The organism is Prochlorococcus marinus CUG1417 (assembly GCF_017695975.1).
Lineage (GTDB): Bacteria > Cyanobacteriota > Cyanobacteriia > PCC-6307 > Cyanobiaceae > Prochlorococcus_A > Prochlorococcus_A marinus_AG.
On sequence record NZ_JAAORN010000001.1, the window covers coordinates 504,434 to 521,905 of the forward strand.

Here is a 17,472-nt window from a genome sequence, read left to right on the forward strand (position 1 = left end):
ATGTGACTTAACAATTGAAACTATTTTCATGATATTTAAATAAACTCTCTATAATCGTGTAATATTCATGCATAATGAGCTAAAGATTACTGACATGCAAACTCTAGAATCAAGTAAAAAAACTATTGAAGAATCGATTAATCCGATTTCTTTAGATTTACCCGACTTCACTACAGATTCTTACAAGGATGCATACAGCAGAATAAATGCAATTGTTATAGAGGGAGAGCAAGAGGCTCATGATAATTACATTTCAATAGCAACTTTAATTCCAAATGAGTTAGAGGAATTAACTAAATTGGCGAGAATGGAAATGAAGCATAAAAAAGGCTTTACTGCATGCGGAAGAAATTTAGGTGTAGTAGCTGATATGGATTTTGCTAAAAAATTCTTTTCTAAATTACATGGCAATTTTCAAGTTGCTCTTGAAAAAGGAAATTTAACTACATGTCTTTTAATACAAGCTATCTTAATTGAAGCATTTGCAATTTCTGCTTATAACGTATACATAAGAGTTGCGGATCCTTTTGCAAAAAAAATAACAGAGGGAGTGGTTAAAGATGAATATCTTCATTTAAATTACGGTCAAGAGTGGCTTAAAGAGAATCTATCAACTTGTAAAGAGGAATTAATGGAAGCTAATAAGGTTAATCTTCCATTAATTAAAAAGATGTTAGATGAAGTTGCAGATGACGCATCAGTTTTAGCTATGGATAGAGAAGAATTAATGGAAGAATTTATGATTGCTTATCAAGATACATTGATGGAAATAGGTCTAGATAATAGAGAAATCGCAAGAATGGCTATGGCAGCTATCGTCTAATTAAATTTGTAATTAATTAAGGCTTTTAATAATTAATCAAACCTATTTAAGTAGTTACCTCTGTGCTATTCTTCATAACATCGTATAGAAACCATTTATAAATTTTAAATGTTTGGGTTAATAGGCCACTCAACTAGTTTTGAAGATGCAAAAAGAAAAGCTTCGATGCTAGGCTTTGATCATATTGCTGATGGCGACTTGGATGTTTGGTGTACTGCTCCTCCTCAGCTTGTTGAAAATGTAGAAGTTAAAAGTGCAACTGGAATATCTATTGAAGGTTCTTATATAGATTCTTGCTTTGTTCCTGAAATGCTTTCTAGGTTTAAAACCGCTAGAAGAAAAGTACTAAATGCTATGGAACTAGCTCAGAAAAAAGGAATTAATATTACAGCTTTAGGAGGATTTACTTCTATTATTTTTGAGAATTTTAATCTTCTACAGCATAAACAAATTAGAAATACTTCATTAGAGTGGGAAAGGTTCACTACTGGTAATACTCATACCGCTTGGGTTATTTGTAAGCAGCTAGAAATAAATGCTCCTCGCATTGGGATAGACCTTAAAAAAGCAACTGTTGCTGTGATTGGTGCTACAGGTGATATTGGTAGCGCTGTTTGTAGGTGGCTTATCAATAAAACTGGGATTTCAGAACTTCTTATGGTGGCAAGACAACAAGAACCTCTAGCGCTGTTACAAAAAGAATTAGATGGTGGCACCATAACAAGTTTGGATGAGGCACTGCCTCAGGCGGACATTGTTGTGTGGGTTGCAAGTATGCCTAAAACTATTGAAATTGATACTGATAACTTAAAAAAACCATGTTTAATGATTGATGGTGGATACCCAAAAAATCTTGATGAGAAATTTCAAGGTGAAAATATTTATGTTTTAAAAGGAGGTATAGTAGAGTTTTTCAATGATATTGGTTGGAATATGATGGAACTTGCGGAAATGCAAAACCCTCAGCGAGAGATGTTTGCTTGCTTTGCAGAAGCTATGATTTTAGAATTTGAAAAGTGTCATACAAACTTTAGTTGGGGAAGAAATAACATTTCCCTTGAAAAGATGGAATTTATTGGAGCCGCTTCTTTAAAACATGGTTTTTCCGCAATTGGACTTGATAAGCAGCCTAAAGTATTAACTGTCTAAATCATGGCTAAACGTTACCTTCTTGATTTTGAAAAGCCTCTTGTTGAACTTGAGAAGCAGATAGAGCAAATTAAAGAATTAGCTCGAGATTCAGAGGTAGATGTTAGTCAACAGCTTCTACAGCTTGAAACCTTAGCTGCTAGAAGAAGAGAAGAAATATTTAAATCTCTCACGCCTGCTCAAAAGATTCAGGTAGCTAGACATCCTCAAAGACCAAGTACTTTGGATTTTGTTCAAATGTTTTGTGATGACTGGATCGAATTACATGGAGACAGAAATGGTGGCGATGATATGGCATTAATTGGGGGGATAGGTTCGATAAATAATAGACCAGTGCTGATGTTAGGGCATCAAAAAGGAAGGGATACAAAAGAAAATGTAGTAAGAAACTTTGGGATGGCAAAACCGGGAGGTTACAGAAAAGCTCTTAGATTAATGCAGCATGCAAATAGATTCGCTTTGCCAATTCTTACATTTATTGATACTCCTGGAGCTTATGCTGGTTTAAAAGCTGAAGAACAAGGTCAAGGTGAAGCAATTGCTAGAAACCTTCGAGAGATGTTTGGATTGAAAGTTCCAATTGTTGCTACTGTCATTGGAGAAGGAGGTTCAGGAGGCGCACTTGGAATAGGTGTCGCCGATAGGTTACTAATGTTTGAACACAGTGTTTACACGGTTGCTAGTCCAGAAGCATGTGCATCAATTTTATGGAGAGATGCTGCAAAGGCACCAGAAGCAGCATCAGCACTTAAAATTACAGGCAAAGATTTACTTAAATTAGGTATTATAGATGAAGTTTTACCAGAACCTTCTGGAGGGAATAATTGGGCTCCTTTAGATGCTGGAAATACACTAAAAGAGGCTATTGAGAAACACCTGAATGCTCTACTTCAAATGCCTGAAGACCAATTAATTGAGGAAAGATACAAAAAGTTCAGGGTTTTAGGTAAATTTATCGAAGCAAATAATATTGAAGAGATTTATAGTGAAATCCCCCAAAAAACTGAATAATTTGAAACTAGCTTTTATAACGGGTGCTACGAAAGGTATAGGTAAATCTACGGCAATTACTTTTGCCAATGCTGGCTGGGATTTAATTTTACTCTCCAGGAGTATGGATTTAATGGAGAAACTAAAGAGCGAACTGTTGACCACAAAATCAAAAATTAACCTCGTAAAATGTGATTTATCTAATGCCCTAGAAATAGAGCATTGTGTTAAAGAGGCAATTGAAAAATATGGATGCCCTTCAGTACTGATAAATAATGCCGGTTGCGCATTTAATAGCCCCTTAGTCGAAATGGAATTAGGTCAATGGGAACAAACTATTCAAATAAACCTGACAAGTGTTTTTCAAATTTGTAGTTCAATAATTCCTCAAATGAGAAAAAATGGCGGTTTAGTTATTAATGTTAGTAGTCATGCCTCTTATAATGCATTCCCCCAATGGGGAGCTTATTGTGTTTCAAAATCTGCATTAGCTATGTTTACTAAATGTTTGAGGGAGGAGGAGAGATCTAATTCAATAAGAGCCTGCACCATAACTCTTGGTTCAGTCAATACTCCTCTTTGGGACTCTGAATCAATCAATTCTGATTTTGATAGAACTTCTATGCTCTCCTCAAAAGAGGTATCAGAAACTATTCTCTACATGGCTAATAAACCTCAATCACAGTTGATTGAAGACTTGACTTTGATGCCTTCTGGCGGAGCCTTTTAAACATTATGTTTATCTGATTTATCTTAAAATAGTGATTTTTTTTAGTACTATTAGGACCCGATTGAACAAGAGAATGTGATATAGTATATGAGCAATTAAGCTTTTGGAAGATACAGTTAATTAAGTTGCATACAATTTTCTGTTTAAAATTTTATGACCTCTACATTACCCAACGATAATATTAGAAACTTTGACGACCAGATTACTAATAAACTAATTTCTGAAATTATAAGAGATAGAATTAAGAATTCTGGGAAAAGATTTAGTGCTAATGATAATATTTCTGAATTTATAAATCCTGGTGAACTAGAAATTTTAGAAAAAGAAGTAGCTTCAAGAGTAAAAGACTTACTTAATTCCCTAGTAATAGATGTTGAAAATGATCATAATACTCAAGAAACTGCTGAAAGAGTTTCAAAAATGTATTTAAATGAAGTTTTCAAAGGCAGATATCATGAACAACCTAAAGTTACAAGTTTCCCTAATGACAAAAATCTTGATGAAATTTATACAGTTGGCCCAATTTCCGTCAGATCTGCATGTTCACATCACCTAGTTCCAATTCTTGGAGAGTGTTGGATAGGTATTAAACCTGGAAATAAAGTCATAGGACTTTCAAAATTTGCTAGGGTTGCTGATTGGGTTTTTTCAAGACCTCATATTCAGGAAGAAGCTGTAATGATCCTTGCAGATGAAATTGAAAAATTGTGTGAACCTAAAGGTCTAGGTATTATTGTGAAGGCCCAACATTATTGTATGAAGTGGAGGGGAGTCAAAGAACCAAATACCAGTATGATAAATTCTGTGGTAAGAGGTGATTTTAGACACGATTTAAGTTTAAAACAAGAATTTTTTGAGCTTGTAAAACAGCAGTCTGCTACTAATAATTACTAATTTCTTTTTAAAAACTTAAAAAGATCCTCAGTTTTTTTTATATCTTTTAAACCTGGTGATATTTCAATACTACTTGAAATATCTAATCCATCTGGTTTGAAGTTAGTGAGGATTTCATCAATCCATTCAATTGATATTCCACCGGCTAACCACCACGGTTTGCTAAATTGCAAATTCTTTAGATAAATAGAATTTATTTTTTTCCCTGAACCTCCATAAGTTTCTCTATTCCAAGAATCAAGCAGTATCGCATCTACGTAATCCTCAAAAGGTTTTATTTTATCTATGTCCTTTTCCGTTTTTATTCTGAAAGCCTTCCATAGACCGATATTTGGAATTTTTTCCCTTATTTTTTTGCAATAATCAATATCTTCATCTCCATGTAATTGAATGATAGTTTCACTTGGGTTTCCTAAGAAATTTTTAATAATTAAATCTATTGGACAATTTTGGACAACTGATACCCTTTCGATTTTTGGATACAACTTTTCTAAGGTTGTAAAAATATTTTTCTTAATTTCAGCTGATATATATCTTGGCGACTCCTCCACTGAAATAATACCAATAGCATGCGCTCCTAATTTTGCGACTTGAAGAGCTTGTTCTTCTGAAGTTAGGCCACAAATTTTAATTAAGGTATTACTCTTGGGCATATAATTAGCCTATATGTAAAAATAATATTATTGCTAAATATAGCGGAGATTATTTTTGAGAAGTTGGCAAATTTTTAAAATATGGGGAATTCCCTTTAAAGTTCATCCTTATTGGTTTGTTATTTTCTTTTTATTCTCATGGAGTATAAGTAATCAGGTTAATTTAACTTCAGGTGATATTTATAGTATTAAAGATTCTTGGGTTATAGGATTTTTAACTTCTTTTTTCTTATTATCTTCAATTATTTTTCATGAAGTTTTTCATACTTTTGTTTCACTTAATCAGGGTGTAAAAATAAAAAAAATTACTTTTTATTTTCTAGGGGCAATTTTACAAATAGATAAGCATTGTCAAACTGCTTTAGGTAATATAAAAATTGCAATTGTTAGACCTCTTTTATGCTTCGCTACAGCGTCTATCCTACTTTTAATTAGTAATAACAGTGTATCTCAAGAACAAATAGCAGTAAATGTAATTTCTAGAGTAGGTATATTTAATTTGTTCTTAGGTTTCTTAAATTTGATTCCAATTGGTTCTTTAGATGGGGGGAATTTATTAAAAAGTATTATTTGGCATTTCACAGGGAGTAAAAATAAAGGAAGAAATTTCCTCAATAAAGTAAATTTATTGTTATCTTTTTTTGTTTTATTTATTGGGATAGTTTCTTTATTTAGATTTAACTTTTACTTTGGCTTTATTCTCTCTTTTTTGGGCTTGTTTGGAGTTAATTCTTCAAAATCTGAAAGTCAATTTTTTAAAATTGAAAACATAGTTAAATTTAATAAAGTTTCTGATATCAAATTGAAGCCTTTGAGGAAAATTGAATACGATTCAAACTTCTCACAATTTAATACATTAATAAAAAATAAAAAGGATGTATCGGATAAATATTTTTTTGTTACGAATAATGGTAGATGGACGGGTTTTGTTGACGAGAATATTTTAAAAACTGTTTCCTTAAAAAAATGGGAAAGGAACTTGGTAGGGGATTTCAAGAAACCAATCGATAATTTTGAAAGTGTATCTTATAACGAGAAATTATGGCGAACTATAGAAAGACTTGAAGAAACAAATGAAGGTTTTTTATTGGTTCTGAATGCTGTAGATATCCCTTTGGGGATAATTGATAGGTCAAAAATTGGAACCTTTGTATTGCATAAATTAGGTTTTAATTTGCCTTCAGAGATTGTTAACAAACTAAACTTTAAAAATCATTATCCCTTAGGAATTGAATTGCCAAGAATAATTAATTCAATGAAGCAGAAAGGAGATCTTTAATAATTCTTGTCATTAAAATTTTTTATTTTTTATAATCAAAAGCAATATTTTTGAAATTTATATTTGATTTGTTTTTCAGGAATGAATTTCTCAAATGTTCAACTATTTCATCATTTGTTAGTTTTAAATTAACTTTTGGTGGAGCTTCTTCTTTGAATAATTTGAACCACAAATCTTTTGAAGGGTTTGTTTGAATCTCTCCATGTTGAAGGAATGCACTTTTTTTACGAAATTGGGCACTACCTATTCTCTTAAACCCATCTTGATCAACTAAATCAGAAATTAATGAAGTTCCAAAACAATTTGTTTTAATGCTTGATTTTCGTAAATTACCATATTGCAAGTTTAGACCTAACTCTCTAAAACTTTTAATTAACCAATTATTAACCATTTCATAACTTAAGACTTTATAGTAAGTTTTTTTAAAAGTTAATGCATATGTTATGCCTCCGGAATGCAGAACAGCACCCCCTCCAGAGGGACGCCTAACAATATTAATTTCCCCATTTGATAATAAAGTTTCCCAATGAGGGGGAATTTCCTTTTGGTGATAGCCAATTGAAAGCCAATCCCCAGTCCAATAGTAGAACCTTAACGTGAGAATTATTTCAGGATTCGAAATTGTCTGATCTAAAGAATTTAAATCTAAAGCCATTTGATCAAATCCAGGTAAATTATTTGTCGAAAAAATTAAAGCTTGATTTTCTATTTCCAAAATTAACTTTGTAAGTTTATTTATGATAATTTTCAATAAATTTTTTCTTTCAATTTGTTAATTACGTAACATCATTTTGTAATAGTGTTTAAAAACTCTACTTTTCGGTGGAGAATATAGAAAATATTTTTTTTTACCATGGAGCCAACTCAAACAATAAATCTTATTGCATTAAGCCTCATAGTTGTTATGCATGCAGGAGTTTTAGCATTAAGACTAGGAATTAGTTTAGGTAGGAGTTAATAAAAGTTTATTAGAAAATTTAAAATTTTAAGTTAATAATATAGTAAAACTGAATTGATTTATTCAGTAAAAATATCAAGAACTTAATTTGTCAAAATCTTTTTATAAAAATAGTATTCTTTACAAAAAATACTTAGGTTCTGTATTTATAAAAAGACAACAGAAAGGAGATAATTTTGTATCTTTAATTTATTTAATTATAAAAATCTGCTTTTCCCTTTTAGCAATAATAAGCCTGATTAAACTTGGCTATAGCTCCAAAGTAAGGTTGACCAGATTAAGGGAAATTGAAGACTCATTTTCATACGAAAAATATAGATTTAATGTTTTAACAAATAAGTTTGATGATTTATTCTCTTCTGAAGGTGAGCAAAGATTTATGAAGGATCAGGATCAAATGATTTCTCGGGACATTATCAGAGTAATATGGCGTTGATAAGGATGATCTTGAATCATTCTACTTTTCATTTTTCTATTAACTTTTTTGCTAGTGAGTAAGAACATTAAGGGTTTAGTCCTAATAACAGGAACAACTTCAGGAGTTGGATTAAATACTCTAAAACCTCTATTAAGATTTGGATGGGAGGTTATAGCTGTTAATCGATCAAATAAAAGAGCTATAAAAATAGCTGAGCAATCCTTGACAAAAGACGAAGTTAAAAATGTTCACTTTATAGAAATAGATCTTTCTAACTTGGATGACGTGAGAAAAGGTTGCAATGAAATATTAGGAAGATTTAAAAAGCCAATAAATTCTCTGATTTGTAATGCGGCAGTTTACAAACCGAGACTAAAGAGACCTGAAAGGTCTCCTCAGGGGTATGAAAACTCTATGGCAGTAAATCATTTTGGGCATTTTCTCATGATAAATCTTCTCATAGAAAATATTTTATCTTCTGAAAGAGAAATTTTTTTAAATGGCAAATCAATTGTATTTAAGCCAAGAATCACAGTCTTAGGGACAGTTACGGCTAATTATTCAGAACTTGGCGGAAGGATCCCAATCCCTGCCCCAGCTGATTTGGGAGATTTATCTGGATTCAAAAATGGTTTTTTATCTCCAATAAGTATGGCGAATGGAAAGAAATTCAAACCTGGTAAGGCTTATAAGGATAGTAAACTTTGCAATATGGTGACCGTTCAGGAATTATCAAAAAGATATCCTGCTGAGAAGATTATTGTAAATTCTCTATATCCTGGCTGTGTTGCTGATACAAAACTTTTTAGAGATACACCTTGGTTATTTAGATTCCTTTTCCCTATATTTCAAAAATTCATAACAAAAGGATATGTTTCACAAAGATTGGCAGGAGAGAGGGTCGCTCAGGTGGCAACTTATAAAGAATTTGCTAAACCATCAGTCCATTGGAGCTGGGGAAATCGTCAAAAAACTGGTAGAAAAGCTTTTTCTCAAAGGTTGTCAAAAAGAATAATTGATACGAAGACCTCTCAACAAACTTATGATCTAACAAGCCAATTGGTTGGATTAGATTGATTTAGATTAATCAAATCCTAATAAATCAAAAATTTCTCTATCTTTAAGTGGATTCCCTTCTAAAGGTTCTACGTTTTCAAGCATATTTTTGGCAAGAGATAAATATTCATTTTGAACTTCAATAACATCTTCAGTTGGTTCCATTTCAAAAATGGTGCATTTTTTTAGTCTTGATCTTCTAATGGCATCGACATCTTTAAAGTGGGCCATAGTTTTTAAACCTGTCTTTTCATTGAATTTATCAATTTGGTCTGTATCTTTTGATCTATTTGCGACAACCCCACCTAATCTGACTTTATAATTTTTTGCTTTTGCTTTGATTGCAGATACTATTCTATTCATAGCAAATATTGAATCGAAGTCATTAGCAGTAACAATTAGACAGTAATTTGCATGTTGCAATGGAGCTGCAAACCCCCCGCAAACGACATCCCCGAGGACATCAAAAATAACAACGTCAGTATCTTCTAATAAATGATGTTCTTTTAATAGTTTAACTGTCTGACCGGTTACATATCCCCCGCACCCTGTCCCAGCAGGAGGACCTCCACTTTCGACACACATTACGCCATTAAAACCTTCAAACATGAAATCGGTTGGCCTCAATTCTTCGCTATGAAAATCTACCTCTTCAAGAATATCGATAACGGTAGGAACCATTTTGTGCGTCAAAGTGAAAGTGCTATCGTGTTTCGGATCACATCCAATTTGTAGAACCTTTTTACCTAGTTTTGAGAATGCTGCAGAAAGGTTTGATGATGTAGTTGATTTTCCGATACCACCCTTCCCATATACGGCAATAACTAAAGCTCCTTCTTCAATATTTATTTTTGGATCTTGCTTTACTTGAACACTTCCTTCTCCATCAAGAGGTCGATTTATAGTACTTGTCATTTAAAGCTTAAAACACATTATTATTTATATTCTTGCAGCGTAAATACACATGAAATATGTTTCTAAACAAATATGTATTTAATTGTATTAAAAGTGGGAGATATGTTCTAATAACTGAATTTTTAGAATTAAATCTATTGAATTATAAGTGAAAATACTCATGACTTAATTATATTTTGTGAGTAAAAATTTAACTGAAATATGCTTTAGCGTCGTAAAGGGTTTCATCACTTATTTCTGGGATTCCCCTCGAGATTGCGTATTTTTCGGTATTAGTTTTGACTTTACCTCTTACAAAAAATGGAACTTTTGTTAATTCAGCTCTACCAGATTCAGTCCAGATAATTCCTTCCTTACTATTTTTCTCTTCTTTATCCTCAGAATTTACTAAATCTTCTGTTTTTGTGGCTGTATGTCCTAAATGGCTTTGATGACCATCAACAAACTCAAAGTCATGTTTAAACATATCAATAAGATGCTCTTCTAATCCCATCATTAGGGGATGCACCCAGTCATCAAAAATCACATTTGCACCTTCCCAGCCCATCTGTGGGCTAAATCTTGCAGGAACATCTTGAACATGCATTGGTGTACTTATTACTGAACAAGGAATGCCAAGTCTCTTGGCACTATGCCTTTCCATTTGAGTACCTAAAACCAATTCAGGGGCTGCTTTTTTCATGGCGTCTTCTACTTCTAAATAATTATTAGTAATTAGAGCTTCTAAATTTAGTTCTTTTGCAGTTGCTCTTACTTGTCTTGCCATCTCTCTACTGTATGTCCCAAGACCAACTACTTCAAAACCCAATTCCTCTTTGGCAATTTTTGCGGCCGCGATTGCATGTGTTCCATCACCAAAAATAAAAACCCTTTTGCCAGTTAAGTAATTTGAGTCAACAGATTTTGAGTACCAAGGAAGTTTTGACTTGTGTTCTAATTCTTCTTTATTAGTCATAGGGAGATCCAACTTATTATGAACTTCATTTATAAATTCAATTGTATTTTTTATTCCAATTGGAATGGTGTTCGTAAATTCCATTCCAAAGTTCCGTCTAAGCCATTCACATGATGTTTCAGCAATTTCTTGATAAAGACAGATATTTATTTCAGCATCAATTAATCTTTCAATGTCATCTGGACTAGCACCTAATGGAGCAACTACGTTTGTATCTATTCCTTGTTCTGAAAGGATACGTTGAATTTCAATTACATCATCCCTACATCTAAATCCTAGTAATGAAGGACCAAGTATATTTACTTTTGGTCTGCGACCTAATTTCTTCCACCTTAGAGGACTTATTTTTTCTGAATAACTTACTTTCTCTTTTAAAAGAGTTCTTATTAATTGATAAAAAGTTTCTGATGCTCCCCAATTTTCTTTCTTGCTATAAGCAGGTAATTCAAGATTAACAATTGGCATATCAAATCCCATTCCTTTTGCAAGAGCACCGGGTTGATCTTGGATAAGTTCTGCTGTACAACTTTCCCCAACTAAAAGAGTTTTCGGTTTAAATCTTTCTACAGCTTCCTTAATGTTTTTCTTAACTAATTCAGCTGTATCGCCTCCTAGGTCCCTAGCCTGGAAAGTTGTATAAGTCACTGGAGGCCTTTGCCCCCTCCTCTCAATCATTGTAAATAGAAGATCTGCATATGTATCCCCTTGAGGGGCATGAAGAACATAATGTATATCTTTCATTGAAGAGGCAATTCTCATTGCACCAACATGTGGTGGCCCTTCATATGTCCATAGAGTTAATTCCATATTCTCTTAATGCGTTACTAAAGTTTTTGAAGTTAGTATTTGATTTCTTCTCAAAGGTTTGGAGAAGAGACCTGCCAAATCTGCGGCTTGATCAATTCCATGAATTGGACTAAATACCATTTCTATAGACCATTTAGTACTAATTCCTTCGGCCTCAAGTGGGTTAGCTAAACCCATCCCACAAACTACTAAGTCTGGATTAGATTCCCTTACTCGATCTAATTGTTTTTCTACATGTTGCCCTTCGACAATTTTTGTATTATCAGGTAATAAATTAATTTCCTCTTTCATTAAATCTTTATTTAGGTAAGGAGTGCCTACCTCTATAAGATCCATTTCGCATTCATTATGTAAAAATCTTGCCAAAGATATCTCCAGTTGCGATTCGGGAAGAAGAAATAATCTTTTCCCCTTAAGTATTTCTTTGTGAGATTCAAGAGCAAGTTTTGCTCTATTAATTAAAGGCAAAATAATTTCATGAACTTTAAGTTCACTAATTTTGAAAGCTTTCGCTGCAGCTAAAAACCATTCAGTACTTCCTTCGATACCAAGAGGAAATGGAGCCGAAATTATTTCACAGCCACGATGTTTTAGGTCTCGAACGGTATCACTTAAATAAGGCTGAGTTAATAAAACTTTTGTATTTTTGCCAATCTTTGGTAATTCTGTTGATTGCCGTGGTGGGAAGCTCTCGATATTTGAAATTCCTAAATTTCTAAAAATCTTTTTAAACCTATCCTCTACATTATTTGCAAGAGTTCCAACTAATAATAATTTCTCCTTATCTGATGTCTCCATCAATGGAATTAAAGCTTTTAAGGCGCCATCCTCTCCTTGGGTAAAAGTTGTTTCTATTCCACTGCCAGAGTAATTAACGAATCTAACTTGACCTGAAAATCTTTTATTTAATTTCTCTGCGACAGTTGCAAGATCTAATTTGATTACCTCACTTGGACAAGATCCAACTAGAAAAAGAGTTTTGATTTCTGGTCTTCTCGCAATAAGATCATTTACCACTCGATCTAATTCTTCATGTGCGTCAGCAAGACCAGCAAGATCTTTTTCTTCAAGAATAGCCGTCCCAAATCTTGGTTCAGCAAAAATCATAACTCCAGCAGCGCTTTGAATTAAATGAGCACAAGTCCTTGAGCCTACAACTAGAAAAAATGCATCCGGCATTCTTCTGTGGAGCCAAACTATTGAAGTTAATCCACAAAAAACTTCCCTGGGCCCAGTTTCCTTATTAAATTCAACTTTACTCATTAAAAATTTTCAAGAGCTTATATTTCAAGCTTGCATAAACTTTTTGATTTAAGAAAGTAATTAATAAGTTCTCTTACAAAATGAACACATTTAAAAAACTTATATGAATGTTTAAATACTTAAATGGGAATTATTAAAAAAAATTTTGGGGCGTATTTTAATTTCTGTAGAATGAATTTCCTTGACTTGTTTTTGAAATCTTCCACACATTTCTAGCTATTTTCGTCGCTAATAATCCTGCTCTTTCTAATTTAGATTTCCCAGGCTTTGCCCCAATTAAAGCTGTCACTTCTGAAGTGGTTAAAGGTGCTCCAGTATTTATAGCTAATTGCGTTAACTCCAATCTATCTCTGAGGTTCTTAAGATTTACTTTTTCAATTTTATCTTCTTCTAACCAACTAAAAGATGGGTCTTTCTGAGATAGTTTTTGCATCAAGCTTAGGCTAACTAATCCAAGAGTTTGATCAGGAGTTAATTCTTTTTCAGTACCAGAAACATTTGGTTCTTTTTTTTGAGAAGTTCCCATGAAAATGTATATCTTTTACTTGAAGTTATCGTTTTGTGGGAAGCATGCAAGTAAATTTAATAGAAAAAATGAACCATTATCCGTTATAGTCGCGTGAATGGAACCAACTTCTAGTTTAAATAGAGGGGAACGAAAAAAAGGCAGTTCTCTTGTTACAGGATCTGAGGTGCAATCTCAGGCCAGTGGTGCAAGCTGTTTTATTACAACTGATTCAGAAAAGTCTTTGGTGTCCAGACAAGCAAGTCAAGTTGAGCAAATTGAGTTGAGAACATATGTTTTTTTGGATTCTCTTCAACCTCAATTAGCTGCATATATGGGCACGGTTAGTAGAGGTTTTTTACCTATACCCGGAGATTCATGCCTTTGGATGGAAGTTTCACCTGGTATGGCCGTGCATAGAGTCACTGATATTGCCTTAAAAGCAAGTAACGTAAGACTTGGTCAGATGATTGTTGAAAGAGCATTTGGCTCTCTTGCTCTTTATCACAAAGATCAAAGTACTGTTTTACATTCTGGGGATGTTGTTCTAGATGCTATTGGAAGTGAAGTTAGAAAAAGAACCAAACCTTCAACAAGTTGGACAGAAGTTATTCGAGCTATTACTCCAGATCATGCTGTTTTAATAAATAGACAAAATAGAAGTGGATCAATGATTCAATCTGGAATGAGCATGTTTATATTAGAAACTGAACCGGCTGGGTATGTCTTAAAAGCAGCAAATGAAGCAGAAAAAGCATCAAATATAACTGTTGTTGATGTTAAAGCAGTTGGAGCTTTTGGTAGATTAACCTTAGCAGGGAAAGAAGGAGATGTAGAAGAAGCGGCAGCAGCTGCTATAAGAGCAATTGATGAAATTTCAAATTATTGATAATTTTTTAATTTAAGCCAATTTCTTTTTTGAGGTAAGGTGACATAATTTTGGCAGCTTTACCCCTGCTTCCTAACTTACTTAGTTGTGATTGTGAGAGCTCTCCATAAACAGAGTTAGCTTCTTTTACCCAAAAAATAGATTCGAACTCCCCATTTGGATATTTTGGGTTATTAAGAATTTCTCCCCAGCATATTCCAGTTGTATCCTTAACTAAGTTTCCTGAGGGATCACATAAAACCATACAACTTATAAATCTTGCGCTCCTGTAAGGACTATCAGCAAGTTCATTAATTAATTTTTTAATTTTTTCAGCGTTGTTTTTGGCATATCGAGCAGAATATATACCTGGTCGTCCATCTAAGATATCCACTTCAAGCCCTGAATCGTCAGCTAATGCCCAAGTTTTTGTATCTAAAGCAGCTGCTTTTGCTTTTAAAAGTGCATTCTCAAAATATGTGTTTCCAGTCTCTTCGACATTTAAATACTCTGGTTGCTTCTGAACCTTTAAAGACAAAACATTAAGCATTTCCGAGATTTCAGAAACTTTGCTTTGGTTGCCACTAGCAATAGTTAGGACTGGAAGATTCAAAATAACGAATAAATTTATTGAATTATTATCTTACTTCAAAGTTAGATACGGAGACAGGAAAGGTTGAACATTCCACACCTGTGTAGACAGGGCCTGTCTCGTACGGAAATAACATAATGTAAATTTTTTCTTAATACAACAGTATGTTTTGATGCACTAACTAATTTGCATAAGTATTGACATATCAATAGTACCAAGGGTGATAAGTTTAACTTATGAATGATAGAAAAAACATTAATGGAGATTTTGTCGAAAATGCTTGACTTATAAGTACTTAATGAAGCATTCTTCGAATTGAACATTCCACATTTAGTATTTAGTAGACAATGGCTACAGAAACAATGGGTATCGCTCTCGGCATGATCGAGACACGCGGACTTGTACCTGCAATCGAAGCAGCAGACGCAATGACAAAGGCTGCAGAAGTTCGCCTTATTGGTCGTGAATTCGTTGGTGGCGGTTATGTCACAGTATTAGTTAGAGGCGAAACAGGAGCAGTTAACGCAGCTGTAAGAGCTGGTGCTGATGCTTGTGAAAGAGTTGGTGACGGCTTAGTTGCAGCTCACATTATTGCTCGTCCTCATAGAGAAGTTGAACCTGCTCTAGGTAATGGTGAATTTCTTGGTCAAAAGGACTAATTAAGTAAAGCAAGATTTATAAATTTTGCACAATAATTATTTTCCCTACACAGACCTAAATTTATCCTTATGAGTAAGAAGTATGATGCAGGGGTAAAGGAGTACAGAGATACCTACTGGACTCCTGAATATGTACCCCTAGACACCGATTTACTAGCCTGTTTCAAATGTACAGGTCAAGAAGGTGTTCCAAGAGAAGAAGTTGCAGCAGCTGTTGCCGCTGAATCTTCAACAGGTACTTGGTCAACAGTTTGGTCCGAGTTACTGACAGATTTAGAATTTTATAAGGGACGTTGTTATCGAATCGAAGACGTTCCTGGAGATCCTGAAGCTTTTTATGCTTTTATTGCATATCCTTTAGATCTTTTTGAAGAAGGTTCTATTACAAACGTATTAACATCTCTAGTAGGAAACGTTTTTGGATTTAAAGCTTTAAGACACTTACGTCTAGAAGATATTAGATTTCCAATCGCTTTCATCAAAACTTGCGGTGGTCCACCAAATGGAATCGTAGTTGAAAGAGATCGTTTAAACAAATACGGAAGACCTCTACTTGGTTGTACCATTAAACCTAAATTAGGATTATCTGGTAAAAACTATGGTCGAGTTGTATATGAGTGTCTTAGAGGTGGTCTTGATTTAACGAAGGATGATGAGAATATAAATTCTCAACCATTCCAGCGTTGGAGAGAAAGATTTGAGTTTGTTGCAGAAGCAGTTAAGCTTGCTCAGCAAGAAACTGGAGAAGTTAAAGGTCACTACCTAAACTGTACTGCCAACACTCCTGAAGAACTCTACGAAAGAGCTGAATTTGCAAAAGAGCTAGATATGCCAATCATCATGCATGATTATATAACTGGCGGTTTTACTGCAAATACTGGATTAGCAAACTGGTGTCGTAAAAATGGCATGCTTCTACATATTCATAGAGCGATGCATGCTGTTATTGATAGACATCCAAAACACGGTATCCATTTCAGGGTTCTAGCAAAATGTTTGAGACTCTCCGGAGGAGATCAATTACATACTGGAACTGTTGTTGGAAAACTAGAGGGTGATCGTCAAACAACTCTTGGTTATATTGATAACTTAAGAGAGTCATTTGTTCCCGAAGATAGATCAAGAGGTAACTTCTTTGATCAAGATTGGGGTTCAATGCCAGGAGTATTTGCTGTCGCATCAGGTGGTATTCATGTATGGCATATGCCTGCACTACTTGCGATTTTTGGAGATGATTCTTGTCTTCAGTTTGGTGGAGGAACACATGGCCATCCATGGGGTTCAGCTGCTGGAGCTGCAGCCAACAGAGTTGCTTTAGAAGCTTGTGTGAAAGCACGTAATGCTGGTCGCGAAATCGAAAAAGAGAGTAGAGACATTCTTATGGAAGCTGCTAAACACAGTCCTGAACTAGCTATCGCTCTCGAAACTTGGAAGGAAATTAAGTTTGAATTTGACACCGTCGACAAACTAGACGTTCAAGGTTAAACCAGATTTCAAAATGAGGAGATTTTTCTTCTCCTCAAACTTCTATAAATCTCGTTCTATTACGAGTAATTTCATTCTCATTTAAATTTATTATGCCTTTCCAGAGCACAGTAGGCGACTATCAAACAGTTGCAACCCTGGAAACATTCGGTTTCTTACCACCGATGACCCAGGAGGAAATATACGATCAAATTGCATACATTATTGCTCAAGGCTGGAGTCCTGTTATTGAGCATGTGCATCCTAGTGGAAGTATGCAAACTTATTGGTCTTATTGGAAGCTCCCATTCTTTGGGGAAAAAGATCTTAACTTGGTTGTAAGTGAATTAGAGGCATGTCATAGAGCATACCCTGATCACCATGTAAGAATCATCGGATACGATGCTTACACTCAAAGCCAAGGAACAGCTTTTGTAGTTTTCCAAGGACGTTAATTCTACTTTATGTAGTAAATATCTTTCTCCAAAAAATAT

At 34.0% G+C, this 17,472-nt stretch carries 20 protein-coding genes; 13 read left to right on the forward strand and 7 right to left on the reverse strand.

Annotation, left to right across the window (positions count from 1 at the left end; all coding sequences use genetic code 11):
- Window positions 1-94: 94 nt before the first annotated feature.
- The 5 genes from HA140_RS02850 to folE all read left to right on the forward strand — a co-directional run bounded on the left by HA140_RS02850 (window position 95) and on the right by folE (window position 4,586).
- Window positions 95-823 carry an aldehyde oxygenase (deformylating) gene (locus tag HA140_RS02850; RefSeq protein ID WP_209039644.1) on the forward strand — a complete coding sequence of 243 codons (729 nt, stop codon included), beginning with the start codon at window positions 95-97 and terminating at the stop codon, window positions 821-823.
- A 108-nt stretch (window positions 824-931) separates the two neighbouring features.
- Window positions 932-1,972 carry a long-chain acyl-[acyl-carrier-protein] reductase gene (locus HA140_RS02855; protein WP_011862552.1) on the forward strand — a complete coding sequence of 347 codons (1,041 nt, stop codon included), beginning with the start codon at window positions 932-934 and terminating at the stop codon, window positions 1,970-1,972.
- A gap of 3 nt (window positions 1,973-1,975) precedes the next feature.
- Window positions 1,976-2,983 carry an acetyl-CoA carboxylase carboxyltransferase subunit alpha gene (locus tag HA140_RS02860; protein WP_025887807.1) on the forward strand — a complete coding sequence of 336 codons (1,008 nt, stop codon included), beginning with the start codon at window positions 1,976-1,978 and terminating at the stop codon, window positions 2,981-2,983.
- Window positions 2,958-3,692, forward strand: coding sequence for an SDR family oxidoreductase (locus HA140_RS02865; RefSeq protein WP_209039645.1), 735 nt, complete (start codon window positions 2,958-2,960; stop codon window positions 3,690-3,692). Before HA140_RS02860 ends, HA140_RS02865 begins: the two co-directional genes overlap by 26 nt.
- A 153-nt stretch (window positions 3,693-3,845) precedes the next feature.
- Window positions 3,846-4,586 (forward strand): GTP cyclohydrolase I, encoded by a 741-nt coding sequence (folE, locus tag HA140_RS02870; RefSeq protein ID WP_209039646.1) that lies wholly within the window; start codon window positions 3,846-3,848, stop codon window positions 4,584-4,586.
- On the opposite strand, the gene HA140_RS02875 is transcribed toward folE, so the two are convergent.
- Complete coding sequence (locus HA140_RS02875) at window positions 4,583-5,239, reverse strand: phosphoribosylanthranilate isomerase (protein WP_209039647.1); 657 nt, start codon at window positions 5,237-5,239, stop codon at window positions 4,583-4,585. The two genes, folE and HA140_RS02875, sit on opposite strands and share 4 nt — an antisense overlap.
- Before the next feature lie 55 nt (window positions 5,240-5,294).
- Between HA140_RS02875 and HA140_RS02880 the strand changes: the two genes are divergently transcribed.
- On the forward strand, window positions 5,295-6,518 hold the full coding sequence (locus tag HA140_RS02880; protein ID WP_209039648.1) for a site-2 protease family protein: 1,224 nt from the start codon (window positions 5,295-5,297) through the stop codon (window positions 6,516-6,518).
- Window positions 6,519-6,540: 22 nt separating this feature from the next.
- On the opposite strand, the gene HA140_RS02885 is transcribed toward HA140_RS02880, so the two are convergent.
- A complete protein-coding gene (locus tag HA140_RS02885) occupies window positions 6,541-7,269 on the reverse strand; it encodes a lipoyl protein ligase domain-containing protein (RefSeq protein ID WP_209039649.1) in 729 nt (242 codons plus the stop codon).
- A gap of 102 nt (window positions 7,270-7,371) precedes the next feature.
- On the opposite strand from HA140_RS02885, the gene psaM reads away from it, so the two are divergent.
- The 3 genes from psaM to HA140_RS02900 all read left to right on the forward strand — a co-directional run bounded on the left by psaM (window position 7,372) and on the right by HA140_RS02900 (window position 8,971).
- Complete coding sequence (gene psaM, locus HA140_RS02890) at window positions 7,372-7,476, forward strand: photosystem I reaction center subunit XII (protein WP_209039650.1); 105 nt, start codon at window positions 7,372-7,374, stop codon at window positions 7,474-7,476.
- A gap of 88 nt (window positions 7,477-7,564) precedes the next feature.
- Window positions 7,565-7,912: a hypothetical protein gene (locus HA140_RS02895; protein WP_209039651.1), complete on the forward strand. Its 348-nt coding sequence runs from the start codon at window positions 7,565-7,567 to the stop codon at window positions 7,910-7,912.
- Between the two features lie 54 nt (window positions 7,913-7,966).
- A complete protein-coding gene (locus HA140_RS02900; protein WP_209039652.1) occupies window positions 7,967-8,971 on the forward strand; it encodes a protochlorophyllide reductase in 1,005 nt (334 codons plus the stop codon).
- Window positions 8,972-8,977: 6 nt separating this feature from the next.
- Here the strand turns inward: HA140_RS02900 and bchL are convergent, their stop codons facing one another.
- From bchL to HA140_RS02920, 4 genes are all read right to left on the reverse strand, one after another.
- A complete protein-coding gene (gene bchL / locus HA140_RS02905; RefSeq protein WP_209039653.1) occupies window positions 8,978-9,865 on the reverse strand; it encodes a ferredoxin:protochlorophyllide reductase (ATP-dependent) iron-sulfur ATP-binding protein in 888 nt (295 codons plus the stop codon).
- Window positions 9,866-10,055: 190 nt separating this feature from the next.
- On the reverse strand, window positions 10,056-11,627 hold the full coding sequence (locus HA140_RS02910) for a ferredoxin:protochlorophyllide reductase (ATP-dependent) subunit B (RefSeq protein WP_209039654.1): 1,572 nt from the start codon (window positions 11,625-11,627) through the stop codon (window positions 10,056-10,058).
- Between the two features lie 6 nt (window positions 11,628-11,633).
- Window positions 11,634-12,890, reverse strand: coding sequence for a ferredoxin:protochlorophyllide reductase (ATP-dependent) subunit N (locus HA140_RS02915; protein WP_209039655.1), 1,257 nt, complete (start codon window positions 12,888-12,890; stop codon window positions 11,634-11,636).
- 157 nt (window positions 12,891-13,047) lie between these two features.
- On the reverse strand, window positions 13,048-13,416 hold the full coding sequence (locus HA140_RS02920; protein ID WP_011862565.1) for a hypothetical protein: 369 nt from the start codon (window positions 13,414-13,416) through the stop codon (window positions 13,048-13,050).
- 97 nt (window positions 13,417-13,513) lie between these two features.
- Here HA140_RS02920 and HA140_RS02925 point away from each other — a divergent pair, with 97 nt between their 5' ends.
- Window positions 13,514-14,284 (forward strand): hypothetical protein, encoded by a 771-nt coding sequence (locus HA140_RS02925; protein WP_011818055.1) that lies wholly within the window; start codon window positions 13,514-13,516, stop codon window positions 14,282-14,284.
- A 7-nt stretch (window positions 14,285-14,291) separates the two neighbouring features.
- On the opposite strand, the gene HA140_RS02930 is transcribed toward HA140_RS02925, so the two are convergent.
- Window positions 14,292-14,876, reverse strand: a complete 585-nt coding sequence (locus tag HA140_RS02930) for a non-canonical purine NTP pyrophosphatase (RefSeq protein ID WP_209039656.1) — start codon at window positions 14,874-14,876, stop codon at window positions 14,292-14,294.
- A gap of 326 nt (window positions 14,877-15,202) precedes the next feature.
- Here HA140_RS02930 and HA140_RS02935 point away from each other — a divergent pair, with 326 nt between their 5' ends.
- The 3 genes from HA140_RS02935 (at window position 15,203) to HA140_RS02945 (ending at window position 17,433) form a co-directional block, all read left to right on the forward strand.
- Window positions 15,203-15,514, forward strand: coding sequence for a BMC domain-containing protein (locus HA140_RS02935; RefSeq protein WP_002807869.1), 312 nt, complete (start codon window positions 15,203-15,205; stop codon window positions 15,512-15,514).
- 69 nt (window positions 15,515-15,583) lie between these two features.
- A complete protein-coding gene (locus HA140_RS02940; protein ID WP_002805854.1) occupies window positions 15,584-16,999 on the forward strand; it encodes a form I ribulose bisphosphate carboxylase large subunit in 1,416 nt (471 codons plus the stop codon).
- Window positions 17,000-17,091: 92 nt separating this feature from the next.
- Window positions 17,092-17,433 (forward strand): ribulose bisphosphate carboxylase small subunit, encoded by a 342-nt coding sequence (locus tag HA140_RS02945; protein WP_011376108.1) that lies wholly within the window; start codon window positions 17,092-17,094, stop codon window positions 17,431-17,433.
- Window positions 17,434-17,472: the final 39 nt, after the last annotated feature.